Source organism: Pseudomonas sp. St29, from assembly GCF_001547915.1.
Taxonomy (GTDB): Bacteria; Pseudomonadota; Gammaproteobacteria; order Pseudomonadales; family Pseudomonadaceae; genus Aquipseudomonas.
In genome coordinates, this window is record NZ_AP014628.1 from 2165568 (window position 1) to 2189454 (window position 23887).

The 23887-nt window shown below is 61.1% G+C and carries 24 protein-coding genes, 1 other RNA gene and 1 pseudogene; 15 read left to right on the plus strand and 11 right to left on the minus strand.

Going from position 1 to position 23887, the window contains the following annotated elements:
* Positions 1 to 13: 13 nt before the first annotated feature.
* Complete coding sequence (locus PST29_RS31675) at positions 14 to 1456, minus strand: GIY-YIG nuclease family protein (RefSeq protein ID WP_148659614.1); 1443 nt, start codon at positions 1454 to 1456, stop codon at positions 14 to 16.
* 528 nt (positions 1457 to 1984) lie between these two features.
* Here PST29_RS31675 and PST29_RS09870 point away from each other — a divergent pair.
* The 5 genes from PST29_RS09870 to PST29_RS32585 all read left to right on the plus strand — a co-directional run bounded on the left by PST29_RS09870 (position 1985) and on the right by PST29_RS32585 (position 5398).
* Positions 1985 to 3463, plus strand: a complete 1479-nt coding sequence (locus PST29_RS09870) for a GNAT family N-acetyltransferase (protein WP_198419650.1) — start codon at positions 1985 to 1987, stop codon at positions 3461 to 3463.
* Positions 3423 to 3890: an ASCH domain-containing protein gene (locus PST29_RS09875; protein ID WP_082729198.1), complete on the plus strand. Its 468-nt coding sequence runs from the start codon at positions 3423 to 3425 to the stop codon at positions 3888 to 3890. The genes PST29_RS09870 and PST29_RS09875 overlap by 41 nt, the downstream gene beginning before the upstream one ends.
* Positions 3887 to 4426 (plus strand): ATP-binding protein, encoded by a 540-nt coding sequence (locus tag PST29_RS09880; RefSeq protein ID WP_060842954.1) that lies wholly within the window; start codon positions 3887 to 3889, stop codon positions 4424 to 4426. Before PST29_RS09875 ends, PST29_RS09880 begins: the two co-directional genes overlap by 4 nt.
* A 249-nt stretch (positions 4427 to 4675) precedes the next feature.
* An RNA gene (ffs, locus tag PST29_RS09885) (signal recognition particle sRNA small type) lies at positions 4676 to 4772 on the plus strand.
* Between the two features lie 80 nt (positions 4773 to 4852).
* The gene (locus PST29_RS32585; protein ID WP_332455312.1) at positions 4853 to 5398 is read left to right on the plus strand and encodes a DUF6538 domain-containing protein; all 546 of its coding nucleotides are present in this window, start codon (positions 4853 to 4855) and stop codon (positions 5396 to 5398) included.
* On the opposite strand, the gene PST29_RS09890 is transcribed toward PST29_RS32585, so the two are convergent.
* Positions 5283 to 5840 (minus strand): hypothetical protein, encoded by a 558-nt coding sequence (locus PST29_RS09890; protein ID WP_060842955.1) that lies wholly within the window; start codon positions 5838 to 5840, stop codon positions 5283 to 5285. The genes PST29_RS32585 and PST29_RS09890 overlap by 116 nt on opposite strands.
* 574 nt (positions 5841 to 6414) lie before the next feature.
* Here PST29_RS09890 and PST29_RS09895 point away from each other — a divergent pair.
* A complete protein-coding gene (locus PST29_RS09895; RefSeq protein ID WP_060838315.1) occupies positions 6415 to 6915 on the plus strand; it encodes a GrpB family protein in 501 nt (166 codons plus the stop codon).
* On the opposite strand, the gene PST29_RS09900 is transcribed toward PST29_RS09895, so the two are convergent.
* From PST29_RS09900 to PST29_RS09910, 3 genes are all read right to left on the minus strand, one after another.
* Positions 6912 to 7730: a helix-turn-helix transcriptional regulator gene (locus tag PST29_RS09900; protein WP_060842956.1), complete on the minus strand. Its 819-nt coding sequence runs from the start codon at positions 7728 to 7730 to the stop codon at positions 6912 to 6914. The two genes, PST29_RS09895 and PST29_RS09900, sit on opposite strands and share 4 nt — an antisense overlap.
* Positions 7731 to 7732: 2 nt before the next feature.
* Complete coding sequence (locus PST29_RS09905; protein WP_060842957.1) at positions 7733 to 8284, minus strand: kinase inhibitor; 552 nt, start codon at positions 8282 to 8284, stop codon at positions 7733 to 7735.
* 118 nt (positions 8285 to 8402) lie between these two features.
* A complete protein-coding gene (locus tag PST29_RS09910; RefSeq protein ID WP_060842958.1) occupies positions 8403 to 9269 on the minus strand; it encodes a LysR family transcriptional regulator in 867 nt (288 codons plus the stop codon).
* 100 nt (positions 9270 to 9369) lie between these two features.
* On the opposite strand from PST29_RS09910, the gene PST29_RS09915 reads away from it, so the two are divergent.
* Positions 9370 to 10317, plus strand: a complete 948-nt coding sequence (locus PST29_RS09915; RefSeq protein WP_060838319.1) for a DMT family transporter — start codon at positions 9370 to 9372, stop codon at positions 10315 to 10317.
* A 40-nt stretch (positions 10318 to 10357) separates the two neighbouring features.
* Here the strand turns inward: PST29_RS09915 and PST29_RS09920 are convergent, their stop codons facing one another.
* From PST29_RS09920 to PST29_RS30815, 3 genes are all read right to left on the minus strand, one after another.
* Positions 10358 to 11251 carry a DUF2167 domain-containing protein gene (locus PST29_RS09920; protein ID WP_060838320.1) on the minus strand — a complete coding sequence of 298 codons (894 nt, stop codon included), beginning with the start codon at positions 11249 to 11251 and terminating at the stop codon, positions 10358 to 10360.
* 152 nt (positions 11252 to 11403) lie between these two features.
* Positions 11404 to 11775 (minus strand): VOC family protein, encoded by a 372-nt coding sequence (locus PST29_RS09925; protein WP_060842959.1) that lies wholly within the window; start codon positions 11773 to 11775, stop codon positions 11404 to 11406.
* Positions 11776 to 11916: 141 nt separating this feature from the next.
* Positions 11917 to 12231, minus strand: coding sequence for a helix-turn-helix domain-containing protein (locus tag PST29_RS30815; protein ID WP_011060220.1), 315 nt, complete (start codon positions 12229 to 12231; stop codon positions 11917 to 11919).
* 444 nt (positions 12232 to 12675) lie between these two features.
* Between PST29_RS30815 and PST29_RS32715 the strand changes: the two are divergent.
* The 3 genes and pseudogenes from PST29_RS32715 to PST29_RS09940 form a co-directional block, all read left to right on the plus strand.
* Positions 12676 to 12957: pseudogene (locus PST29_RS32715) on the plus strand (PAS domain-containing protein); the annotation flags it as partial.
* 198 nt (positions 12958 to 13155) lie between these two features.
* Positions 13156 to 14241, plus strand: coding sequence for a methyl-accepting chemotaxis protein (locus PST29_RS09935; RefSeq protein WP_375136257.1), 1086 nt, complete (start codon positions 13156 to 13158; stop codon positions 14239 to 14241).
* Positions 14242 to 14259: 18 nt separating this feature from the next.
* Complete coding sequence (locus tag PST29_RS09940; protein ID WP_060842962.1) at positions 14260 to 15972, plus strand: putative bifunctional diguanylate cyclase/phosphodiesterase; 1713 nt, start codon at positions 14260 to 14262, stop codon at positions 15970 to 15972.
* Here PST29_RS09940 and PST29_RS09945 read toward each other — a convergent pair.
* Positions 15951 to 16721, minus strand: a complete 771-nt coding sequence (locus PST29_RS09945; protein ID WP_060842963.1) for a substrate-binding periplasmic protein — start codon at positions 16719 to 16721, stop codon at positions 15951 to 15953. The genes PST29_RS09940 and PST29_RS09945 overlap by 22 nt on opposite strands.
* A 139-nt stretch (positions 16722 to 16860) precedes the next feature.
* Between PST29_RS09945 and dnaX the strand changes: the two genes are divergently transcribed.
* From dnaX to PST29_RS09970, 5 genes are all read left to right on the plus strand, one after another.
* Positions 16861 to 18948, plus strand: coding sequence for a DNA polymerase III subunit gamma/tau (gene dnaX, locus PST29_RS09950; RefSeq protein ID WP_060842964.1), 2088 nt, complete (start codon positions 16861 to 16863; stop codon positions 18946 to 18948).
* A gap of 66 nt (positions 18949 to 19014) precedes the next feature.
* On the plus strand, positions 19015 to 19353 hold the full coding sequence (locus PST29_RS09955; protein WP_015634779.1) for a YbaB/EbfC family nucleoid-associated protein: 339 nt from the start codon (positions 19015 to 19017) through the stop codon (positions 19351 to 19353).
* 177 nt (positions 19354 to 19530) lie between these two features.
* A complete protein-coding gene (locus PST29_RS09960; protein WP_060838327.1) occupies positions 19531 to 20574 on the plus strand; it encodes an NADP-dependent oxidoreductase in 1044 nt (347 codons plus the stop codon).
* Positions 20575 to 20631: 57 nt separating this feature from the next.
* Positions 20632 to 21234, plus strand: coding sequence for a recombination mediator RecR (recR, locus tag PST29_RS09965; RefSeq protein WP_016966588.1), 603 nt, complete (start codon positions 20632 to 20634; stop codon positions 21232 to 21234).
* Between the two features lie 107 nt (positions 21235 to 21341).
* The gene (locus PST29_RS09970; protein WP_060842965.1) at positions 21342 to 22490 is read left to right on the plus strand and encodes an acyl-CoA dehydrogenase family protein; all 1149 of its coding nucleotides are present in this window, start codon (positions 21342 to 21344) and stop codon (positions 22488 to 22490) included.
* Here PST29_RS09970 and PST29_RS09975 read toward each other — a convergent pair.
* Together PST29_RS09975 and fnrA are read right to left on the minus strand one after the other, a co-directional pair.
* Entirely contained in the window at positions 22487 to 23035 is a 549-nt protein-coding gene (locus PST29_RS09975; RefSeq protein WP_016966592.1) for an adenine phosphoribosyltransferase, read from the minus strand. The genes PST29_RS09970 and PST29_RS09975 overlap by 4 nt on opposite strands.
* Before the next feature lie 82 nt (positions 23036 to 23117).
* Complete coding sequence (fnrA, locus tag PST29_RS09980; protein WP_011060230.1) at positions 23118 to 23852, minus strand: Crp/Fnr family transcriptional regulator FnrA; 735 nt, start codon at positions 23850 to 23852, stop codon at positions 23118 to 23120.
* Positions 23853 to 23887 lie beyond the last annotated feature (35 nt).

Consider the following 23887-nt stretch of genomic DNA (forward strand, 5'->3'; position numbering starts at 1 on the left):
GGGGGGGTACGGGTTAGGCAAGGGGGGCGTTCTCATAGACCACTTCAAGCTCTGGAGACTCACGAAGTCGGTCGACGTAGCGAGTAACTTCTTCGACTGAAGCGCGTCGCGCCTTGTAACCAAAGCACCGACGGCCTGGAGTATCGATCGTTAGCGCAAGATTACCTTGGTTGGGAATGCCATACGTCCGGCAAAAATCAACCAGATTATGCGTCACTGATTCGCTTTGGTCTGGATGCGTGATGACATAAACATGTTGGATAACAACGTGTTCTTTAAATCCGAACGCGGCTTCGATGCTCCAGCCATAGCGCAATCGTGAGTTGACCGTCCTTAGCTGTACCTTAAGTGTTCTACAGGCAATTGCCATAGAAGGGTAATGTACGCCAGCAACTTCGACTTGCTTCGATCTACTGCTCAGTGCCTCTCGGGGTCGAATACCTGCAACTTCTTCTGGGGTCCAGCTTCTGCGAATACGGTACGAGACAGTCGCGACCTCTAGTCCAAAATGTCTCGCGATTTGAACTCCACTGCAAAACTGTTCTCCAGCGATTAGTACCGGGAAAAAATCGTCCTTGCGTCTTGACCGCACTACAGGTTGTTGTTGAAGGGGGGCACGGGGCTCCAGATCAAATGCCTCCAGATGACTCCACCCTGATGCTAGGCGCGACCTGACCTTTTCCAGGGGTTTACCCAGTGAGCGACAGGCATCGGCTAGGCCGTCGTACTCTTGGTCAGCGAGTACAAGCTTATGTGGATTGTCTCGCTCAACGAGTCCGAGAGCCTCGTCCACGCCCCAGTTGCACCATTGGACTCGCTGACGAAAGGTGCAAGGGTCTACACCGAAGTAATCACACAACGACTTCTCTGAGGGGAAAGTAAGCCCTGCAACCTGGAAGGATTTACCACTTCTGGTGCGTTTCGGCGGCGGTGTTATTCCAGCGGCCTGCTCCAAGCTCCATCCAGCGCGCACTCGGACGTGAACCGTGATTTCAACTAGGCCGTAGTAATCCGCTACCTCTGATAGCCCCCAAAACTCGCGACCCTCAAGAAAATAAACTTCACCGCAAGGAGCAACTGCTCCGCCACGGTTTTGGTTATACCCGTCAGGTGCAAGTGAGCCTAAGCGACTGATGAGGTCGCGCTCGATGTCGGAAAGTTCACCCAAGGTCGAAGCGCGGGCTAATTCGTAGAAGTTGAACGCCTGTATGCCGTACTTTCGAATGGCTTCCCAGATTGAAAGTGGGCCGCCTTTTCCACGGCGAGCTGTATCGAGGTGCGCACTCACTCGCTCTTTGAGTTTTCGCCGTGTGACGCCTACGTATTGCTTTCCATTAGCAGAGTTGGTGGCGACATAAGCTATCCCGTTGCAAGCCTTCATCCGCCAGTCACTTCGCGAGGAAGGAGGGCCTGGCGTGTAGAGGGCACCTGGGAGGTCTTTATTGCTGTTGGGCATCAGTTGGGTCTCTATGCAGGCGCGCGCTTGCTGAGGTGGGCTGTTGCCGTGCAGGCATAGACGATGATGCGTGCTTTCGCCAGTTCTGCTGCGGGAATAGAAAGCCGAGGCCCGGCCAGGGGGGGAAGACGGCCGGCTCCTTACTTATACAAGCCCGCTCAGATTTTTCGGACCAAATAAGGCGCTAGTTTTGAGATGGGGAGGGCTGCCTCGATTGGGCGGCCGACTGCATTCGGTTGTTATGCGTCGTTACGCTGTTTGGTGGGCCGTCGGATAGTGGTGGCCGGCTGCAGACGACCCGAAGCGGCCGTTGTCGAAACTCTTGAGCTCCGTTCTGTCTAGGTGGTTGTGCAGCTCCGCAGCAATCTGCATTGTGGTATGCAGGCTCCCCGCATAGACTCTATGGCTAAATCACATCAGTCCAGTGGCGATACCAGGCGGGTTTGAACGGGAAAGAAATGCCAACGGGCGTAAGCTCGCGTTTGGCTGCGAATGTCGTATATAAGAGATCGCCAACCGGAGGGAGCCTTGGCACTGCGTCTTCGTTTTTTGTTGGATACCAATATCCTGATTCCTCTTCAGGACTCAATGGTGGTATTGCAGCCCAGCCTCACAAACTTCGTGAGGCTGTGCAATTCGCACGGCCACCAACTGCTTTACCATCCCGCGTCAGTTGCGGACATCCGGCGTGATTCCAACGAGGATCGTCGCAATCGTACATTGGCTAGGCTCGGCCAGTACACCCAGCTACAAGCGGGGCCAGCCTGCCCGTGGAACACGCCTCAGACGTCGGTAAACGACGCGTGCGACAATGAGATTCTCTACGCTTTGGAGAACGATGCCGCGCATGCACTGGTGACCGAAGACCAGGGTTTGCATCGGAAGGCACGTGAGCGCGGGCTTAGCAGCCGCGTGTATTTCATTCAGACTGCCAATGACTGGCTGTGCCGACTGCATGAGCCTGGCGATGTACTGCTACCCAACATTGACGATGTCGAGATACATACGCTGACCCACCAGCTGGCCGAACCATTCTTCGACAGCATACGAGCAGGCTACGATGGCTTTAACGACTGGTTTCGTCGCAAGGCCATGGAGGGTCGCCGCGCTTGGGTCTATCGCGATGGTGCGGAGCAGGCGATAGCCGCCATCTGCATCTACGCGGTCCAGACCGACGAGGTAGTCACAGACAGCGGGGAGGTGCTTGCCGGCGACTCACTGAAGTTATGCACATTCAAGGTGGGCGAAGCCGTGCGCGGACGCAAGGTCGGCGAGCTGTTCCTTCGAGCGGCCTTTAAGTACGCAACAAGCCACCAATGCGAGTCAGTCTTCCTTCATGCAAATAACGGTCAGCAAACGCAACTGACAACCTTGATTGAGGATTTCGGTTTTCGCAACTTGGGTGTCTACAGGGGAGACGCCGTCTATGTGAAAGCTCACCCAATTAATCCGCCTGCGCTGCTGATGGATCCGTTCCAGTATGTTCAGCGCTTTTATCCACATTACCTTAGCGGCGACGACGTCCAAAAGTTTCTGGTTCCGATTCAGCCACAGTTTCATGACGTTTTGTTTCCGGACTATCAGGCTCCAGGACATGCACTGCCTGATGACCATCCTCAGCGCCATGTCGGTAACGCGATCAAGCTGGCTTACCTCTGTCGTACACCCAATAAACAGCCCCGCGCCGGTGATGTCGTACTGTTCTATCGCAGTCGCGACATGCGCGCTTTGACGACGCTGGGTGTAGTTGAGAGTTATGAGTGGTCGGGATCGGCCGACAAGATCGCACGGATCGTTAGCCGTAGAACAGTGTACTCTGACCTACAAATAGAGGAGATGGCGCAGGCAGAGACAAAAGTCATGCTGTTCCGACTGATATGCCACTTCGAGCCCCCCCTAGAGTATGCGACGCTTAAACGCTTGCGGATCGTAAAGGGGCCCATTCAATCAATCACGAAAATATCTGATGAGTCTTTTTCCCGAATCCTCCGAGCAACCGAGCGGTAGGGCGGTCTTGCTGTCTATCAAGCCAAAATACGCTGATCTGATCCTTGCAGGAACGAAGCGCGTAGAGTTGCGTCGTAGTTGGCCGTCCAACGATATTGGTGTGATGGTGTTGTATTCGTCGGCGCCGATACAGAGGCTAGTCGGTGTCGCTTTTATCGATCGAATCGAAGAATGCGACTTCGAGAACCTATGGATCTTGGCAGACGCCAACGGCGGCGGGGTGACCTATGACGAGCTTAAGGCTTATGTCAAAGGCAAAAGGACCGCCTTCGGTGTGATGATTGAGCGTGTCAAGATTGCGGAGGTTCAGGTCAATCCCAAGGATATCTTCCCCAACTTCACTCCACCTCAGTCGTTTCTTTATCTCGGTCCGAGCGATTTCCCGCGCGTAATGTGCGCCATGTTTCCATCGCAGGCCCCCGTATGAATATCTTTGTCGCCGGCGTACACGGCGTTGGCAAAACCTACTTGGCCTCTCAGCTACCTAGAACCCTAGGTCTGATACACACCTCAGCCAGCAAGCTGATAAAGGAGGAGCGTGCGCTCCATAGCTGGGGGGCGGATAAGCGGGTCAGCGACGTAGATGCTAATCAGGTCGCACTGGCAGAAGCAGTCAAGCGCCATAACAAGGCCGGCACTCGGTTACTACTAGACGGGCATTTCGTGTTACTGGATACCCAGTACGAGTTTTTACCTCTGGGCACGGACGTATTCAAGGCACTGAACCTCGATGGAGTGGTGCTTCTTGAGGCGGATGCTCATACGATTGCAGTCCGCATTCGGGAACGGGATGGCCAGAATATGGATTTCGACCACATAGTCAACTTCATCGCAGCGGAGCGCTCTCAGGCGCAGCTAGTGTGCGATGAGCTCGGGATTCCGCTGATCATCCTAGAGGCATCTAGTCCTGATATCTTTGCCGCAGCGGTCACAGCGGTAGTGTTGAAGGCCGGTAGTAAGTAATCGTATCGGCGTTCGATGCTTTTTTGTTTCCACATCTTTTCGTTATCTCCCAGCCCGTTCAGGGGGACTTTGGCTGCGCTCCAAGTGGTACAAAAGTGGTCCATAAGGGGTACAAGTCGGTGATACATAGGGGCTTGCGGAGCAGCTATGGCCCCGGCCTACAATGACGCCAAATTCATATCCGCGTGATGGTGAAGAATCGTGCGATGCTCCTCTGGAAGCCCCAGGCGAACGTCGTTATGGTGACCCCATCGGTCCCCCCGCAACGATTACCCGTGAACCTGGTCAGATCCGGAAGGAAGCAGCCACAGCGGGAACATTGTGTGCCGGGGTGTGGCTGGTGGGGTTGCCTCCAATCTTTCAAGCGATTGATTCTTAACGGTTTTTCACCCTTTGCCACATGGTGGTACAAGGAGTGATACATCCGTGTCGACCATCCCGTCCTACCTTTTGTTGTCCCGCCACTCGGTCTATTACTTCCGAATCGTGGTGCCGGATGTCATTCGCCCGTTGTTCCCCCAAAGAGAAATTCGTCGCTCCCTGCAAACCCGTTGCAAACGGGAGGCACTGATTCGTGGGCGGGATATTTTGGCCCAAGTCCAGGGGCTGTTTACGCAAGCGTTCCAGGGGATTAGGCCCTCGCTTGAGTTCATTCGCGGGGCCTGGGAAGTGGGCGGAAAGCGTCTCGCTAGTTGGGCGTCGTGGCTGCGACAGCAGCAGTTGATAGGTGCCGCGATTCCTGTGCCTTCACTAGCGCCAGAACGGTTCGTAGGTGCTCTTCAGCTTCCTGCTGTGGCATCCGTCGTGGCAGTGCCCGCGGTTGTTCAGCCATTCGAATCAAGTCCGGTTAGCGGCATTACGGCCGATAAAGCGGGAATGCTTCCATTAGCGGTGGTATCTCCTGGCCTATCTCTGCTGCGCTTTCAGAGGGGTTGCTCGGTTTTGGAATATTCCGGGCGAAGTGAAAGATGATGGTCTGGCCGGAGGCGCCATCCTTGTAATACTTGAAATAGCTGATCTCCGAGAATTGCCCGTCTTTACGCAATGAATTGGGATGAAACATCATCGCGTAATCGATTCCGGTTTTATTGTCGGTCAGCAGGACTGCCGGCATATTCGGGTTTTCTTGTTGATGAAGCTGGATGGCGCGTTTGGCGAGGTCGAGGGGTTTGATGTGATTCATCTCGGGAGGCACGACGATAAAGTCCACCATTTCATTCCAGGCATCCATGCTTTCCTCGGCAGGGAAATACTCCCACAAGCCCGGTTTTTGGAATTTCAGGACGAACGCCTTGCCGCCGAACATCACCGTTTTGGTGTCGGCAATTGACGGACTAGACATGTCGGAGGTGAGCGGCGTGGTGCAGCCATAGAGCAGGAAGAGGGCGGATAACATAAGCAATGTGGCTTTCATTTCAATCCTTGAATAGGTGCGTCGGTGTATTTTGCGCAAGTAACAGTAGCCCAGCGCATCACTGAATACTTCCTTTTTTCGGGATCGAAAGAGAGCGGGCGGTCTGTAAAGCACATTGCCCATGCGATGACCGGGTTTGCTGGGGATTTCGTCGAGAGGGCGCCTTCAGGTGGTACAAAAGGCAGGCAAACACCCGGCCAAGCATCCTTATACCCAGCGTACAGTGAACCCAAATTCACATTCGCGTGATGGTGAAGAATCCGGTGGCGCCCTAGTAGAAGCCGACAGGCGAGCGTCGTTATGGTGGTCCCATCGGTCCTCCCCCCCCCCGCAACGATTACCCGTGAACCTGGTCAGATCCGGAGGGCAGCAGCTGCCACGCGGTGGTACAAGGCGTGAGACAGCCGTGTCGATTTCTCTTCTTCTATCTGTTGTTGTCTCGCAAGCCGGTCTAAAGCGGGCGAATCGTCGTGCGTCTCGCGTTCCTCATGAATACTCCGGCGGCGTAGCTGTGGTACGCCAATGCCTATCGCGGTTAAGCTCTCGCGCTTTTTCTACCAGGGACGGAGTGCCAATGGCGCTGACCAGTAAAATCTGTGCTTACGAGAATCACTGGCCTGCGGCCTTCAGTGCCGAGCGAGCGCGCATCGTCCAGGGCTTCGGCGACGAGCTGATGGCTGTTCATCACGTGGGCAGCACGGCTGTTCCGGGGCTGGCGGCCAAGCCGGAAATCGATCTTTTGCTGGTGGTCGTGGAGCATCGGGATGAGGCGGCGCGCAATGCCTTCATGGCGACCCTGGGCTATGTCCGAGGCAGCAATCTATCCCCGGGGCATCACTTTTACCGCCGCGATGTCGAGGGCGTGCGCACCCATAAAGTGCATGTCTGCATCTGTGGTCATGAGCAGATCGGGCGCATGCTGGTTTTTCGCGATCTGCTGCGGCAAGACAGCGATCTGCGCCAGCAATACCAGGATCTGAAGCTGGCGCTTGAAGCCGACAATCGCGGGGGGATTGGCGAGTATCTCGCGCAGAAGGCTCCCTTCATCGATGCCGTGATGGCGCGCCAGGGCTAGATCGCGGCGCGCAACTCTCGGGGCGACAGCCCGTAATGCTTGCGAAAGCGCACGGCAAAGCGAGAAGCCGAGGCATAGCCGCTGGCTGCGGCGATTTCGCCGATCGGGCGTGGCGTGGTTTGCAGCCATTGCAGGGCCATGCCCAGCCTGACGTTTTCGAGAATGTTGCTGAAGCTGTCGTTCTCGTTCGCCAGCTGGCGGCGCAATGTCGAAGCCCCGAGGTTCAGGCGCTCGGCGACGCAGGCGACGGTCCAGTCCCGCGCCGGATTGCTCATGAGGACCTGCTGCACCCGTTCGCACAGTGGGTCGTGACGGTCCAGCAACAAAGGGCCGGCCCAGCCGCCAAGGGCCAGGGCCAGCAGCACCGCCTCGCCGTAGTGGTTGCGCAGGGCATCCGGCGCATCGCTGGCGATGCATTGCAGGAGGTTGTCCCAGGCCTGGGCCGTGTGTCGCTCCAGGGGGACGCACAGGTCTGCGCCGCTGCGTCCGGGGCGGGCGACGATCTGTGGGTGGTAGCGCAGGCTGAACGCGCGCAAGGCCGGGGCGGGGAAGGTCACGACATCGGCGATGTAGTGGCCTTGCGCCCCTGGAGAGTTGCTGATGCCCACTTCGCGCCCGGCCGGCAGCAGGATCAGGTGCTGGCCGCCCACGCGCATTTCGCGATCGTCCCAGGCCATGCGTTTTTCGCCCTGGCGCACCCGGCACAGGGCGCTGACGAAAATCGGTACTCGTTGCAGGGCGTGGGCTTGCCTGGCACGGATGACGCAAGCGTCGATACGGCTTTCGTGATGCTGCAGGCCAGCCGGTGCGTTCATCGTCAGCGTCCGTAGGTGGCGGTCAGTGTGGTCTTGGCCAGTGCGTTGGCGTTGAGCATGTAGCCCACCATCGCTCCGCTGGCCTGGGTGTCGAGGGGCAGTTTATCCACCTTCAGCGCCCAGACGGTGAACTGGTAACGATGAGGTTTGTCGCCCGTTGGCGGGCAAGCGCCACCAAAGCCGGGTTGGCCGTAATCGGTGCGTCCCTGGACGGCTCCCGGCGGCAGCTGTTCGCCATTGGGGCTGCCGGCGCCCCTGGGCAGGCCCTGGGTGGTGCTGGGGAGGTTGACCAGGGTCCAGTGCCACCAGCCGCTGCCGGTGGGGGCGTCCGGATCATAGACGGTGATGGCAAAGCTGCGGGTGCCCGGCGGAGCATTTTTCCAGGACAGTTCAGGAGAGGTGTTGTCTCCTTCGCAGCCGAAGCCGCGGAATACTTCCCGTTGACTCAAGGGCTGGCCATCGCGGATGTCGTGACTGCTGATGCTGAACTCGGCGGCATGGGCGCCAAGGCTCAGGCTCAAGGACAGTGCGCTAAGAAAAAGACGGTTGTTCATGGCGGGTTGGTCTGGCTGGTGGGAATGAAGGGCCAGTCTATGGGCGGGCAGACCCGGGTGCTGTGCCGTGGCGCTCGAGGATTGTGCCTAAACGCTCGCTGGTTCGACGAGGCGGTCGTCATGCTCCCAGATGCTCCTGCAACAGCCGGGCAAACGCATCCCGCGCGTTGTGTCGCTGTACGTCCTGATGCCAGACGAAGCGGTTGTCCACCGGTAGCAGGTCGCTGAAACGCTGGATGTTCAGGGTCGCCGACTGTGCATAGCGTTCCAATACGCCCTCCGGAATCAGCGACACGCCGGCCCCGACACTGACGCAGCCGATGATGGTGCCCCAGCTGGCGTACCCGGTAATGGGCAGGTTCAGGCCGTGCCTGGCCAGCCAGTTTTCCAGGGCGCGGCGATAGGGGCAGCCCTGCGGCCACATGAACAGGTTTTGCCCCTGCAGATCGCTGGCGCTGTGGATGGGAGCGCTGCCGGCACTGGAAATCAGTACCAGGGGCTCGTGGTAGAGCACCGTCTGCTTGAGCCTGGGTGGCAAGGTGTCGATGGCCACCAAGGCGCCGTCGATGCGTTGGTGTTGCAGCTCTGTAAAGAGCTGCGACCAGGTGCCGGTCACCAGCTCCACGCTCACCTTGGGGTAGCGTCGGTGATATTGCGCCAGCAGCGGTGGCAGGCGCCCGCCAGCGCAGGACTCGATGGCGCCCAGGCGCAGCAGGCCGCTGGGCTCCGCCTGGTCGTCCACCGCGCGCTTGGCCTCATCGACCAGCGCCAGAATGCGTTCGCTGTAGCCTAAGAATATTTCTCCAGCGGCGCTGATCTTCAGGCCGCGCCCGACCCGGGTGAACAGCGGGGTGCCCAGTTCGCTTTCCAGCTGCTTGAGGCGGTTGGTGATGTTGGAGGGCACGCAATGCAGTTGTTCGGCGGCGCGGGCGATGCTGCCGGTGCGGGCCACGGCGTTCAGCATTTTCAGTTGGCTCAGTTCCATTGCTCATTTCCAGTGAGGAATGGCCTCAGTATCGGTCAGTTGTGGTGAGTTGTGGAGGGCGAGAGACTGGGTTTCCTCTCTCTGTCCGGGCGCCTGTGCCGTGAAACATTCATCAGGATTCAAACTGTTGCTGGCTACCGCTGCGGTGATTTTGTGCTGGGCCTATTCGCCGGTGGGCATTCACATTGGCCTTGAGGGCTACAGTCCCGGGCATCTGGCGTTGTTGCGTTTCCTGGTTGCCTCGCTGTTGATGGCCGCGATGGCTGTGGTGCTGAAAATATCCCTGCCACGTTGGCGCGATTTGCCCGGGCTGCTGGTGCTGGGGTTCTTTGCCATCGCCCTGCATCACGTCAGCCTCAATTATGGTCAGCAGGGCTTGAGTGCCGGCGCTTCCAGCGTGCTGGCACAGACGGCGCCGTTATTTGGCACGCTGATCGCCTGCTTCTGGCTCAGGGAGGCGGTCAGTGCCTGGCGCTGGGGCTGCGTGGTGCTGGGGTTGTTTGGTGCCGTGCTGGTGGTTGTGGCCGACAAGGGGCTGGGGTCGATCGAGCCCCGCGGGTTGCTGGTGTTGCTGGCGGCTTTTTCCTGGGGGCTGTACTTCGTCTTGCAGCGGCGTCTGTCCGGGCGTTACGGGGTGCTGACCACCGTGTGCTACATGGTCTGGGGCGGCACCTTGCTGTTGTCGGTGTATGCGCCGGGATTGGCGCGGGAGGTCGTCCAGGCGCCGTGGCGGGTGAATCTGGCGGTGCTGTTGCTGGGGCTGTTTCCCAGTGCGCTGGCGTATCTGGCCTGGGCCTATGTGCTGGCGCGGGTGGAGGTCAGTCGGGCGTCGATGGCCCTGTACCTGATACCGCCAGTGGCGATGTTGCTGGCGGCGACTGTGCTGGGGGAGGTGGTGCAGTCTGCCGTGCTGCTGGGGGCGGCGGTGGTGCTGGGGAGCGTGATGGCGATGCAGTTGGAGGGGCGCTGGCGGCAATGGCGTCTCGGGCGATCGAGGATCCTGCCTGGGCTGGAGCGGGGTGGGCGGGTGAAGCTGGGTGATTCGTGAGGTGCAACGCCTCGTCAGGCAGGGGCGTTGCGCTCGGGGATCAGCCTTTTTTCTTGAACAGCCGGCCGACGAATGCGGCCAGGGCGAGGACGCCGATGACAATGAATTTCTTGCCGGCCAGGAGCAGTACCCCCAGCTTGGCAAACAACCCGGCCTTGCTGGCCAGGCCTCCGGCCACCAGCGCGGCCAGACCGTAGGACGCCAGCTTGTCGGTGCTTGGGTTGTAGTCGGCGTAGCGGTTGCCGTCGGTGAAGTTGGTGAAGGCCAGCACCTTGGGGATCTCGCGCTTGATGGTGGCCAGGTCGTCCATGGAGGCGACCGCATTGAGCTCCAGCACGCCTTCGCGACCCAGCACGCGGATGCTGTAGTTCAGGGTGTTGCTCTCGGCGCCTTCGGCCTTGAGTTCGCGGGCCCAGTACATTTTGTGGGTCTGGGCGTCATAGCTGGGCTGCTCGGCCCAGCCCAGCAGGTGGATGGCGCCATAGCCCTGTTCCTTGCGCTGCTTGTTGTCTTGCTCGTCGGCTTCCTGCATTTGCTTGAGCAGGTCCTGATAGTCGATCTTCGCCGCGTCGTCGTCGGAGATGTGCCCATCATTCTTGTAGCTGATGATCACGCCCCAGCCTTCGGCAGACAGCGGGCTGACGGCGCTGGGCACGATCATGCCCAGGGTGGTGAAGCCGGGCGGGTTGCCCCAGCCTTCGGTGAGCAGCTTCTCGGTGTCCTTGGGGTTGAGGTAGTAAAACTCCTGGCTCAGGTCGAGGCTGGCGATATCCCCGGGCAGCTTGACCTGGCCATGGCGTGGCGAGAGCGAGGCGAGAAACTGTTCGGCTGTCTGGGGTTCGCTGTCCTTGCCTTGGCTCGGTGTGGCGGCGCAGGCAAAGAATGGCGTGGCACAGAGGATGGCCATCGCCAGTAATAGACGCAGGTACTTCATCGTATTCCCTTACAAATTGTGACAAGTCGGCGGGCAGGATAGCGATGAGTGCCTGGAGGCTCAATGAGACGTTTCTATTTATTTCAAAACAGGAGCGAGGAGGGCGCTGGTGACAGCGCCGCTCTCTCTGTGGGGTGGCGGCGCAGGCAAGTTCAGTCGACGCTGAGATAGAGCACGCGCAGGCGGTGTCCGTCCGGATCGAGGGCCAGCAGGGTGTAGCCGAAATCCATCTGAGTGGGTGGCTGGGCGATGGTCAGGCCCAGGCTCTGCCAGTGGCGGTGCAGGTCGTCCACGGCTTCGCGGCTGTCCAAGGCCCAGCCCAGTTCGCCGCCACCGCCGGTCGCCTGGGCGCTGGGCTCGACCGTGTGGCGCGACCACAGGCCGAGTTTGATCCCCGAGTCGAGGATGAACAGCGCGAAGGTGGGGGAGGATTCCACCGGTTGCTTGTCCAGCAGGCGACTGTAGAACTGCGCGCTGATGGCCGGGCTGTCTACATAAAGCAGGAAGTAGGTGTTGCTGGTCATGACGACTCCAAAGGGCTGTGTGCTGTGGGCACAAGCTTATGTGCCGGGTCTGTCAGATCCTGTCAGGAGTCGTGAATGGACAAAGAGGCCTGCTTGTCGGGTTCGATAAGCAGGCCTCTTCCGATTGATTTGTTGCGGGGCTCAAGGCTTGGACAAGGCCTGGTCTACCGCTGCTATCAGCTTTCCCAGATCCTTAGGGGTGGCTTTGTGAATGACACCGAACAAATAAGCCCGCTGTTCCTCTTCATCGCCCAGATCGGCGAAGAAGGCTTTCAGCTTCACTCCCAGTACTTCGGCTAGCAGAAATAGAGCTTCAACGCTGGGGGTGTAGGTGCCGGTTTCGAAGCGGCTGATGGTTTTTGGGTCAAAACCGGTTTTTTCACCTAGTTCAGCCTGAGTAAGCCCCGCTACCTTTCGATAACGCTTGATGGCTGCACCCAAACTTGAAATTTGCATCGCTCAATTCCCATTTAGAATCAAGAACTTAACGATAAATATTGGCATTAGACAACACCATGGTTCATCACCTTGCTTTGCAAAATGTGATGCATTTCGTAGAATCGGCGCTTCGGACAGGTATTTGGTGATCTAGTTTCAGCAGGCAGGTTTATGAAACAAGAAATCATTGCATTTCCCTTGTTCACCTAAACCGAGGGCTTGGCAGAGGCTCGAACGTCTCGTAAATCCCGCCAACGCTCCGTCCGCCGTCCCCACCTGACGCCTTATCTGATCCTAGTTGATCCTCGTCGAATCGACGGTCATCTGCCGCGCAAACCGCTGTACGGCTGCAATCAGGGCGAACCTTCCGATTGAGTCGTACCGCCAGGAAAGTACATCGCGAATCAGCCTGCTGCCGGCCTCCCGGTACTGTTGATCGCAGGCTGTCTATGGAGTTCTAAAGTGCGTCTCAATTTGCCGGTCAACTCTGTTGAGCAGACCTTTCCCGACCAGCAGCGGCTCATATCCGCCACCGATACCAGCAGCCATATCACCTATTGCAATGCCGAGTTCGCTGCAATGAGTGGTTTCAGCCAGGCCGAACTGATCGGCAGCACCCACAACCTGGTGCGCCACCCGGACATGCCTGCGGCGGTGTTCGAGTCGATGTGGAGGTATCTGAAGGCCGGTCAGAGCTGGATGGGGGTGGTGAAGAACCGCTGCAAGAACGGCAATTTCTATTGGGTCAGCGCCTATGTCACGCCGATTCTGGAGGAAGGGCGACTGGTGGGCTACGAGTCGGTCCGGGTCAAGCCGACCCGGGAGCAGGTCAGTCGTGCCGAAGCCTTGTATGCCCGCATGCGCGCCAACAAGTCGCCGGTCAGCGCTTGGCGTCGGCTGGAGGCCGGAGCCCGGCCATTGCTGTTGCCGGCGGCCCTGGCAGTGGCGTGCCTGGGCGCGTTCAGCTGGCTGCCGACGCTGGCGGCCCAGGGCCTGACCGTCGCCGGTTTCATTGCCGTCGGACTGTCGGCCCAGCGCCGTTTGCGACAGCAGCTCAAGCACATCCTCAGCAGCACCCCGAATACCTTCGCCGATCCGATCTGTGCCTTGGCCTACAGCGAAGCGCTGGGGCCGGCGGGGCAATTACAGATGATCCTGATCAGTGAGGAGGCGCGGCTGAAAACTGCCCTGACGCGCCTCAGCGATCTGGCCCGGCAGATGGCCACGGCTGCCTCCGACTCCAGCCAGCTGTCTAGCCGCACCGAGACCGCCCTGCTGGAGCAGAGGGCCGAGACCGACATGACGGCCGCCGCCATGACCCAGATGGCCGCCTCGATCACCGAGGTTGCCGAGCACGTGCAGCACACCGCCAGCGAGGCTCACACCGCCAACCTCCTGGCCCGGGAAGGCAGCCAGGTGGCGGGTTCTTCCCGGGATGCCATCCAGTTGCTGGCTCGCACGGTCACCCAGATCAACCAGGCGGTGGGCGACCTGGCCGGGCAGACCCAGGACATCATGGTGGCGGCGAGCATGATCCAGGCGATTGCCGACCAGACCAACCTGCTGGCCCTGAACGCTGCCATCGAAGCCGCACGAGCCGGCGAGCAGGGACGGGGGTTTGCCGTGGTGGCCGATGAAGTGCGGGCCCTGGCGGGCAAGACCCGGCAATCGACCCAGCAGATCCAGGGCATCATCCAGAGCCTGCGGGCCGGTGCCGACGAGGCGGTGCAGATCGCCAACCTCGGCATCGAAGAGGCGGAGCAGGGTGTGCAGCAGGTGTTGCAGGCGCAACAGGCCCTGCATGGCATCGGCGCTGCGGTGGAGCGCATCACCGACATGAGCCAGCAGATGGCGGCGGCCTCCCAGGAGCAATCCCATGTGGCCGAGTCGGTGTCCGAACAGATCAACCGCGTCGCCGCCACGGTGCAGCGCACCGCCAATAACGCCAGCGCCGGGGTGGTCCGCGGCACCGAGCTGGAAAACATCTCTTCCGGGCTGCGTGCCCTGGTCGAGCGGTTCAACCGCTAGCGACAGTGATCTCGACTCATGGATGAGAAATATCGCAGGGCCGTCGATGCCGCCGCCATCTTCTCCGAGACTGATCTCGGCGGCAGCATCACCTATGTCAATGACCTGTTCTGCCAGATCTCGGGCTACAGCCGCGATGAGCTGATCGGGGCCAACCACCGGATGCTCAGCTCGGGGCTGCACCCGCCGGAGTTCTTCAACGAGCTGTGGCAGACCATCTCCCAGGGCCGGGTGTGGAAGGGCGAGATCTGTAATCGGGCCAAGGATGGCAGCCTGTACTGGGTCGACAGCACCATGGTGCCCCTGATGGATCAGCGTTCCGGCAAGGTGATGCGCTACGTGTCGATTCGCTTCGATGTCAGCGAAAAGCGCCAGTTGCTGCATTCGCTGCAATGGCGGGTCGGACATGACGTGCTCACCGGCCTGCCCAACCGGGCCTTTCTTTCCGACCTGCTGCATCAGGCCCTGGAGTTCTCCCGCCGTGAGGACATCCCCCTGGCGGTGTGCATGCTTGACCTCGACGGCTTCAAGGCCGTCAACGATGGCTACGGGCACGCCTGTGGCGACTTGCTGCTGGTGGAAGTGGCGGCACGTCTGCGTTCGATCATTCGTGGCGAGGATGTGGTGGCGCGTCTGGCCGGCGACGAGTTTGTGCTGATCCTGCGCTATGTGCGTGACATGCTGGAGCTGCGTGCGGCGTTGCAACGGGTGCTGGCCACCATCTCCCAGCCCTATTCGATCCAGGGCAAGGACATCAATGTCTTTGCCAGCATCGGCGTGACCCTGTTTCCCAACGATAACCACGACGCCGACACCCTGCTGCGCCATGCCGATCAGGCCATGTACGTGGCCAAGCAGAGCGGGCGCAACCGTTTCCATCTGTTCGATGTGTTGCGGGATCGTGAGGTCATGGTCACCTACCAGACCGTCGAACAGGTGCGCCAGGCGCTGAACGCCGGTGAGTTGCAGCTGTACTTCCAGCCCAAGGTCAACATGCGCAGCGGCGCGGTGGTGGGCTTCGAGGCGATGCTGCGCTGGCAGCACCCGCAACGGGGCATGCTCGGCTCCCACGAGTTTCTGCCTCAGGTGGAGGAGACCGACCTGATCGTCGACATCGGCGAATGGGTCATGGATCAGGTGATGACGCGCCTGCAGGACTGGCAGGTGGCAGGCCATGGTTGGTCGGTGAGCCTGAACGTCGCGGCCCGGCATTTCCAGCGCCCGGATTTTGTCGAGCGGCTCAAGGAGATGCTCGAACGATACCCGCAGGTTTCGCCAGCGTTGCTGGAGCTGGAGATTGTCGAGTCGGCGGCCATCGAGAACATCCAGCGGGTCAGCGATTGCCTCGATGCCTGTCAGGCCCTGGGCGTGCAGTTCTCCCTGGGGCACTTCGGCACCGGGCATTCGTCCCTCAGTTACCTCAAGCGCCTGCGCACCCAGACCATCAAGATCGATCGTCTGTTTGTCCGCGACATGCTGCACGACCAGGACGATCAGGCGCTGATCCAGGCCCTGATTGGGCTGGCCCGGGCCTTTGGTCGGCAAGTGGTGGCCGAGGGCCTGGAAAGCCTGGCCCACGGAGAGCGCTTGATGGATCTGGGGTGCGAGGTGGCTCAGGGCGACTTCATCGCCGAGCCCATGCCGGCCGATGCGGTGCTGCAGTGGGTGGGCGCTTTCCAGCCCCCGCAGGCATGGCGCCAGGGCGCAGTTCAGGGCGCGGCGGCGTCGTAGGTGCTGGCGCTGGAGGGCGGTGCGACGTAGCGCTGGACGATGGCGTCGATTTCCCCGGACATTTTCATCTGCAGCAGGGCGCGCAGGATGCGCCGGGCCGGCACCGCCGGGTCGTTACGCACGTAGCAGCTCACGGCCTGCTCCTGCAGCAGGGCGACGCGGTACAGCGGTTTGCCGGAGGCCTGGGTCTGGTTGAACCAGTCCAGGGTCCATTGGCTGGCGATTGCGTAGTGATAGCGCCCGACCTGGAGTTTTTGCAGGACCTGCTCCTCGTTGCGCGCATCGTCACGAATCAGCCGGGCACTGTCGAACAGTGCTTGCAGGGAGGTGTAGGTGTAGCTCAGCACGGTGCCGATGTGCTGGGTGGGCAAGTCCTGGGGATTGAGCGGTGTCGGATGCGGGCGGTCGCTCACCAGCAGGTTGCGTTGCACGAACAGCGGCACGCTCCACAGATAGTCCCCGGACAGGTTCGGCAGCCAGGCCTGGGCGGCGAAGCAGCGTACGTCCACCTCGCCCTGGGCCATGGCGTTCTGCACCCGGGCCCGGGCCAGGACGTGGAACTCGGCGCGGGTGCCCAGGTGGCGAGCCAGGCTGTTCATGGTGTCGTAAAGGATGCCGGCGGTGGGTTGCTCGTCCTCGATCTCGATGGTCGGCATGGCCCAGCTGTCGGCAATCACAAAGCGCAAAGGCGCTTCGGCGGCTTCCAGGCTGGCGCTCAACAGCAGCAGGGCGCCCCAAGTCAAACGCATACGGTCTCCCACGGTTCAAACGGCCGAGCCATCCTTGGCAAAATGCAGCTTAGACAGATTAGACAAGCGCGCCGGATGCAATTTCGCCCTTGCTCCGCTAGCATTACCGGCTTCCGCTTTCCAGTTGCGACGGTTTTCGATGAGTTATCAGGTTCTTGCACGTAAATGGCGTCCGCGCTCGTTCCGCGAAATGGTCGGCCAGACCCATGTGCTCAAGGCTCTGATCAATGCCTTGGACAGCCAGCGGCTGCACCACGCCTATCTGTTTACCGGCACCCGCGGGGTGGGCAAGACCACCATCGCGCGGATCATTGCCAAATGCCTGAACTGTGAAACAGGCATCACTTCCACGCCGTGCGGCACCTGCTCGGTGTGCTGCGAGATCGATGAGGGGCGTTTCGTCGACCTGATCGAGATCGACGCCGCGAGCCGGACCAAGGTCGAGGACACCCGTGAACTGCTGGACAACGTGCAGTACGCACCGAGCCGCGGGCGCTTCAAGGTCTACCTGATCGACGAAGTGCACATGCTCTCCAGTCACTCGTTCAACGCGTTGCTCAAGACCCTCGAAGAGCCGCCGCCCTACGTCAAGTTCATCCTGGCGACCACCGATCCGCAGAAGCTGCCGGCGACCATCCTGTCGCGCTGCCTGCAGTTTTCCCTGAAAAACATGACCCCCGAGCGGGTGGTGGAGCACCTCAGTCATGTGCTGGGCGTGGAGAACGTGCCGTTCGAGGACGATGCGCTGTGGCTGCTGGGCCGCGCCGCCGACGGCTCGATGCGCGACGCCATGAGCCTGACCGACCAGGCCATCGCCTTCGGTGAGGGCAAGGTCATGGCCGCCGATGTGCGGGCCATGCTCGGCACCCTCGATCACGGCCAGGTCTACGACGTGCTGCATGCCTTGATCAATGGCGATGCCAAGGCGCTGCTGGAAGCGGTACGTCATCTGGCGGAGCAAGGTCCGGACTGGAACGGCGTACTCTCGGAAATTCTCAACGTGCTGCACCGGGTAGCGATCGCCCAGGCCCTGCCGGAAGGGGTCGACAACGGTCATGGCGACCGCGATCGGGTGCTGGCCCTGGCCCAGGCGCTGCCGGCCGAAGATGTGCAGTTCTATTACCAGATGGGCCTGATCGGCCGCCGCGACCTGCCCTTGGCGCCGGATCCGCGGGGGGGCTTCGAGATGGTCCTGCTGCGGATGCTGGCCTTCCGCCCGGCGGATACGGCGGATGCGCCGAGACAGCCGCTAAAGCCAGTGGGGATCAGCCAGGCCACAGTTGATTCCGCCCAAGCCGTGGCGGCACCAGCTCCTGCTGTGCCTGTGGCTGCCGTTGCGCCGATTGCCAGCGCGCCGGTTGCGGCTGCCGCGCCCGTTCCAGCGCCGGCGGCCGCTCCAGCACCTGTCGTGCCGGAGGTGGCCCAAGCGCTGGTCGTTGAACCTGAGCCGGCGGTCGCTGAAGAAGTGATCGACCTGCCTTGGAATGATCCGGTAGAGCCGCCGGTCGAGCAGCAGGCCGCTGTGGAGCCGCTGCTGGACGTGGTTGCCGAACAGCCCGAGCTGACGCCGATGCCGACTCCTGCGCCGGACAGCGTGGTGCCGGACGCGCCGGAGTGGGTCAGTGCGCCGGTGCCCGAGCCGAGTGTGGCCGAGGTCGATGCCGCCACACCGGGAATCGACCTGGACGACGAACCGCCCCTGGACGAGGACTACATCGAGCCGGACATGGATTCGGCCTACAGCTACCTCGACGAACTGGCCAGCGAGCACGCCGCCGAACCGGCCCCGGAACCCGAGCCGGAGCCCGCCGCCAAGCCGGCCACCGGCCTGGCCCTGGAGTGGCTGGAACTGTTTCCCAAGCTGCCGATTTCCGGCATGACCGGTAGCATCGCCGCCAACTGCACCCTGATGGCGGTGGATGGCGACAATTGGCTGCTGCACCTGGACCCGGCCCATAGCGCCCTGTTCAACGCCACTCAGCAGCGTCGTCTCAACGACGCGTTGAACCAGTACCATGGCCGCACCCTGAACCTGGCCATCGAGCTGATCAAGCCCGAGCAGGAAACCCCGGCCCAGGCGGCTTCACGGCGCCGCGCCGACCGTCAGCGCGAGGCGGAGGATTCGATCCACGGTGATCCGTTCATCCAGCAGATGGTCCAGGAGTTCGGCGCCTTGGTGCGCCACGATACTATTGAACCTGTCGAGGCCCCGGCCGCGCAGGGTTGATTGCTTAAAGGGCGCCGGGCCGCTGGCCGGGCGCTGTTTCCATCCCCGTACTTTGAGGTAATTCCCATGATGAAAGGTGGCATGGCCGGCCTGATGAAGCAGGCACAGCAGATGCAGGAAAAAATGGCCAAGATGCAGGAAGAACTGGCCAACGCTGAAGTCACCGGCAAGGCCGGCGGCGACATGGTCACTGTGGTCATGACCGGCCGTCATGACATCAAGCGCGTGAGCATCGACCCGAGCCTGCTCGAAGGCGTCAGCGAAGATGACCGTGAAGTGCTGGAAGACCTGTTTGCCGCGGCGGTCAACGACGCCGTGCGCAAGATCGAGTCCAATAGCCAGGAAAAAATGTCCGGCATGACCGCCGGCATGCAACTGCCTCCAGGCATGAAGCTGCCGTTCTGATTCGCCCCGGCGCTTCGGATGGACGCACACAAGCCAGGCCTCGAGCCTGGCTTTTTTGTGCCGTCGATCAGCCCCGCTGTGCAGGCATCCCCTGGTTGGAAAGATCGAACGTCATTGTCCCTTCGGGGTCTGCACCCTATACCGTCCTCTTCCATCCTCGAAACAGGAGTGTCTGTGATGCCGCAAACATTGACCCTCAACCAGCGCGTGGTGCTGGTCTCGCGCCCTCAGGGCGCGCCGGTCCCGGAGAACTTCCGCCTGGAACGGGTGGCCTTGCCGGAGCTGGCCGACGGCCAGGTTCTGCTCAAGACCCTCTACCTGTCCCTGGACCCCTACATGCGTGGACGCATGAGCGACGCGCCGTCCTATGCCGCTCCGGTGGAAATCGATGAGGTCATGACCGGTGGCGCGGTGAGTCGGGTCGAGCGCTCGCTGAATCCGAAGTTTCAGGAAGGCGATCTGGTGGTGGGCGCCACCGGCTGGCAGAGCCACTGCATCAGTGATGGCCGCAACCTGATTCCCGTGCCTTCCGGCCTGCCCAGTCCCTCCATGGCCCTGGGCGTGCTGGGCATGCCCGGGATGACGGCTTACATGGGGTTGATGGACATCGGCCAGCCCCAGGCCGGGGAAACGCTGGTGGTAGCCGCGGCCTCCGGCGCCGTGGGCTCGGTGGTGGGGCAGGTGGCCAAGCTCAAGGGGCTGCGGGTGGTAGGTGTGGCGGGTGGCGCCGAGAAATGCCGGTATGTGGTTGAAGAACTGGGCTTCGACGCCTGTGTCGATCACAAGCGTGCGGATTTTGCCGACGAACTGGCCCAGGCTTGCTTCAAGGGGGTGGACATCTATTTCGAGAACGTCGGCGGCCAGGTATTCGATGCGGTAGTCCCCCTGCTCAATCCCCGGGCACGCATTCCCCTGTGCGGGCTGATAGCCCAGTACAACGCCCAGGAGCTGCCACCGGGGCCGGATCGCCTGCCGCTGTTGCAGCGCACCTTGTTGACCAAGCGGGTGCGGATGCAGGGCTTTATCGTTTTCGACGACTACGGCGACCGCCACCCGGAATTCATCAAGGCCATGGCGCCCTGGGTGCGTGAAGGCAAGGTCAAGTTCAAGGAGGACGTGGTGCAGGGCCTGGAGCAGGCCCCTGAAGCCTTCATCGGTCTGTTGGAGGGGCGCAACTTCGGCAAGCTGGTGGTCAAGGTTGCGCCGGACGCGAGCATTTGACGCTATCCCGAGGCGCGGGTATAAACCGCGTCTCGTCGTTTTGTCGGACCTTTGCCCATGAGCTTCAGCCCCCTGATTCGCCAACTGATCGACGCCCTGCGCACTTTGCCGGGCGTGGGTCAGAAAACCGCCCAGCGCATGGCCTTGCAACTGCTCGAGCGTGATCGCAGTGGCGGCTTGCGCCTGGCCCAGGCCCTGAGCCAGGCCATGGAAGGGGTCGGGCACTGCCGTCAATGCCGGACCCTGACCGAAGACGAACTGTGCCCGCAATGTGCCGATCCACGCCGTGATGACACGCTGCTGTGCGTGGTGGAAGGTCCGATGGATGTCTATGCGGTGGAGCAGACCGGCTATCGCGGTCGTTACTTCGTGCTCAAAGGCCACTTGTCGCCTCTGGATGGCCTGGGTCCGGAAGCCATCGGCATTCCGCAGTTGCTGGCGCGGATCGAGGAGCAGGGCAGCTTTACCGAGGTCATCCTGGCCACCAACCCCACGGTGGAGGGCGAAGCCACGGCCCACTACATTGCCCAGCTGCTGACCAACAAAGGCCTGATCACTTCGCGCATCGCCCATGGCGTACCGCTGGGTGGCGAGCTGGAGCTGGTGGATGGCGGCACCCTTGCTCACTCCTTTGCCGGTCGCAAACCCATAGCCCTGTAGCGTTGGTGGGCCGGCGCCGGCGTACCGGCGGGGGCGGAGATACGGATCGCCTTGAAAACCAAGCAAGCGCTTGGTAAGTTCCCTCGACCCTTCAGAGGAGCTTGCCGATGTCTGCCTGCCAGGAATACTTCGACCCCAGCCACCAGTTGGTCCGCGACAGCGTGCGACGCTTCGTCGAGCGCGAAATTCTCCCCGAGATCCAACAGTGGGAGGAGGCTGAAAGCTTTCCCCGTGAGCTGTATCTCAAGGCCGGTGCCGCCGGGATTCTCGGCATCGGCTATCCCGAAGCCCTGGGCGGCAGTCACGAAGGTGATCTGTTCGCCAAGATCGCCGCCAGCGAAGAGTTGATGCGCAGCGGTTCCGGCGGCCTGGTGGCAGGGCTGGGGTCGCTGGATATCGGCCTGCCGCCGATCGTCAAATGGGCCCGCCCCGAAGTGCGTGAGCGGGTTGTGCCCCAGGTGCTGTCCGGAGAGAAGATCTGCGCGCTGGCGGTGACCGAGCCCAGTGGCGGGTCGGACGTGGCCAACCTGCAGACCCGCGCCGTGCGCGACGGCGATCATTATCGGGTCAGCGGCAGCAAGACCTTCATCACCAGTGGCGTGCGCGCCGATTACTACACCGTCGCGGTGCGTACCGGAGAACCGGGCTATGGCGGCATCAGCCTGCTACTGATCGAGAAGGGCAGTCCCGGTTTCACGGTGGGCCGGCAGTTGAAAAAGATGGGCTGGTGGGCCTCGGACACCGCCGAGCTGTTTTTCGAAGATTGTCGGGTGCCGGTGGGCAACCTGATCGGTGCCCAGAACATGGGCTTCGCCTGCATCATGGGCAACTTCCAGAGCGAGCGCCTGGCCCTGGCGCTGATGGCCAACATGACCGCGCAGATGGCGCTGGAGGAGAGCCTGAAGTGGGCCCGGGAGCGCGAGGCGTTCGGCAAGCCCATCGCCAGGTTCCAGGTGCTCAAGCATCGTCTGGCGGAAATGGCCACGGCCCTGGAGGTGTCCCGGGAGTTCACCTATCGCCAGGCCGCACAGATGGCTGCCGGCAAAAGCGTGATCAAGGAGATTTCCATGGCCAAGAACTTCGCCACCGACACCGCCGACCGCATCACCCACGATGCGGTGCAGATACTCGGCGGCATGGGCTACATGCGCGACAGTCTGGTGGAGCGCCTGTACCGGGATAACCGCATCCTCTCCATTGGCGGCGGCACCCGCGAAGTGATGAACGAAATCATCAGCAAGCAGATGGGGCTCTAGCGTTCGCTCAGGGAGAACTGGGTCAGGCAGAACGTCGGGATGCCCATGTCTTCCAGCTTCTGCGAGCCTCCCAGTTCCGGCAGGTCGATAATGGCGGCGGCCTCGTAGATTTTCGCGCCCATGCGTCGTACCAGGTTGGCGGCGGCGATCAGGGTGCCGCCGGTGGCGATCAGGTCATCGAACATCAACACCGAGTCGCCTTCGCACAGGCTGTCGGCATGCACTTCAAGGAAGGCTTCGCCGTACTCGGTCTGGTAACCCTCGGCCAGTACATCGGCCGGAAGCTTGCCCTGTTTGCGGAACAGAATCAGGGGTTTGTTCAACTGGTAGGCGATGATCGAGCCGATCAGGAAGCCTCGGGCATCCATGGCGCCGATGTGGCTGAAGTCTTCTTCGACATAACGCTGGGCGAAACTGTCGGCCACCAGGCGCAGGGCCCGGGGAGACTGGAACAGGGGAGTGATGTCACGAAAGATTACCCCGGGTTTCGGGAAGTCGATGACGGGGCGGATCAGGGATTTGATGTCAAAGGAGTCGAAGGCCATCTGCGGGTGTCCTGGCGGGCAATTTGGGCCGCGCCAGTATAGCCGCGACCGAGCGGCTTGGCTCAGTCGCGAGCACCGTGGATCAGCCTTCCACCGAGCCCCCGGCCAGGGCGCACAGCTGGATCGGATCGAGGATGTGCACTTCCTTGCCTTCGGCGGCAATCAGTTCGTTCTGCTGGAACCGGGTGAACACCCGGGACACGGTTTCCACCGCCAGGCCCAGGTAGTTGCCGATTTCATTGCGCGACATGCTCAGGCGGAACTGGTTGGCCGAGAAGCCGCGAGCGCGGAACCGGGCCGACAGGTTGACCAGGAAGGTGGCAATGCGTTCGTCGGCGGTCTTTTTCGACAGCAGCAGCATCATCTGCTGGTCGTCACGGATTTCCCGACTCATGACGCGCATCAACTGACGGCGCAGTTGCGGCAGTTGCAGGGCCAGTTCGTCGAGACGTTCGAAGGGGATTTCACACACCGAAGTGGTTTCCAGGGCCTGGGCCGAAACCGGATGGCTTTCGGTGTCCATGCCGGACAGCCCCACCAGCTCGCTGGGCAAGTGGAAACCGGTGATCTGCTCTTCGCCGCTGTCGCTGAGGCTGAAGGTTTTCAGGGCGCCCGAACGCACGGCATACACCGAGTCGAAGCCGTCACCCTGACGGAACAGAAATTCGCCTTTTTTCAATGGGCGGCCACGTTTGACGATTTCGTCCAGCGCGTCCATGTCTTCCAAATTCAAGGAAAGTGGCAGGCACAGAGGGGCCAGGCTGCAATCCTTGCAATGGGCCTGGTTATGAGCGCGCAGTTTAACTGGCTCGGACATTCTAGAATCCTTGTGGGAAAACACACATAAGCCGT

Bases quoted from the DNA above. Each gene is read 5' to 3' on its own strand.
- PST29_RS31675 (WP_148659614.1), bottom strand. From the start codon at position 1,456: ATGCCCAACAGCAATAAAGACCTCCCAGGTGCCCTCTACACGCCAGGC.
- PST29_RS09875 (WP_082729198.1), top strand. From the start codon at position 3,423: ATGAGTCTTTTTCCCGAATCCTCCGAGCAACCGAGCGGTAGGGCGGTC.
- PST29_RS09880 (WP_060842954.1), top strand. From the start codon at position 3,887: ATGAATATCTTTGTCGCCGGCGTACACGGCGTTGGCAAAACCTACTTG.
- PST29_RS09890 (WP_060842955.1), bottom strand. From the start codon at position 5,840: ATGAAAGCCACATTGCTTATGTTATCCGCCCTCTTCCTGCTCTATGGC.
- PST29_RS09895 (WP_060838315.1), top strand. From the start codon at position 6,415: ATGGCGCTGACCAGTAAAATCTGTGCTTACGAGAATCACTGGCCTGCG.
- PST29_RS09900 (WP_060842956.1), bottom strand. From the start codon at position 7,730: ATGAACGCACCGGCTGGCCTGCAGCATCACGAAAGCCGTATCGACGCT.
- PST29_RS09905 (WP_060842957.1), bottom strand. From the start codon at position 8,284: ATGAACAACCGTCTTTTTCTTAGCGCACTGTCCTTGAGCCTGAGCCTT.
- PST29_RS09910 (WP_060842958.1), bottom strand. From the start codon at position 9,269: ATGGAACTGAGCCAACTGAAAATGCTGAACGCCGTGGCCCGCACCGGC.
- PST29_RS09920 (WP_060838320.1), bottom strand. From the start codon at position 11,251: ATGAAGTACCTGCGTCTATTACTGGCGATGGCCATCCTCTGTGCCACG.
- PST29_RS09925 (WP_060842959.1), bottom strand. From the start codon at position 11,775: ATGACCAGCAACACCTACTTCCTGCTTTATGTAGACAGCCCGGCCATC.
- PST29_RS30815 (WP_011060220.1), bottom strand. From the start codon at position 12,231: ATGCAAATTTCAAGTTTGGGTGCAGCCATCAAGCGTTATCGAAAGGTA.
- PST29_RS09940 (WP_060842962.1), top strand. From the start codon at position 14,260: ATGGATGAGAAATATCGCAGGGCCGTCGATGCCGCCGCCATCTTCTCC.
- PST29_RS09945 (WP_060842963.1), bottom strand. From the start codon at position 16,721: ATGCGTTTGACTTGGGGCGCCCTGCTGCTGTTGAGCGCCAGCCTGGAA.
- dnaX (WP_060842964.1), top strand. From the start codon at position 16,861: ATGAGTTATCAGGTTCTTGCACGTAAATGGCGTCCGCGCTCGTTCCGC.
- PST29_RS09955 (WP_015634779.1), top strand. From the start codon at position 19,015: ATGATGAAAGGTGGCATGGCCGGCCTGATGAAGCAGGCACAGCAGATG.
- PST29_RS09960 (WP_060838327.1), top strand. From the start codon at position 19,531: ATGCCGCAAACATTGACCCTCAACCAGCGCGTGGTGCTGGTCTCGCGC.
- recR (WP_016966588.1), top strand. From the start codon at position 20,632: ATGAGCTTCAGCCCCCTGATTCGCCAACTGATCGACGCCCTGCGCACT.
- PST29_RS09970 (WP_060842965.1), top strand. From the start codon at position 21,342: ATGTCTGCCTGCCAGGAATACTTCGACCCCAGCCACCAGTTGGTCCGC.
- PST29_RS09975 (WP_016966592.1), bottom strand. From the start codon at position 23,035: ATGGCCTTCGACTCCTTTGACATCAAATCCCTGATCCGCCCCGTCATC.
- fnrA (WP_011060230.1), bottom strand. From the start codon at position 23,852: ATGTCCGAGCCAGTTAAACTGCGCGCTCATAACCAGGCCCATTGCAAG.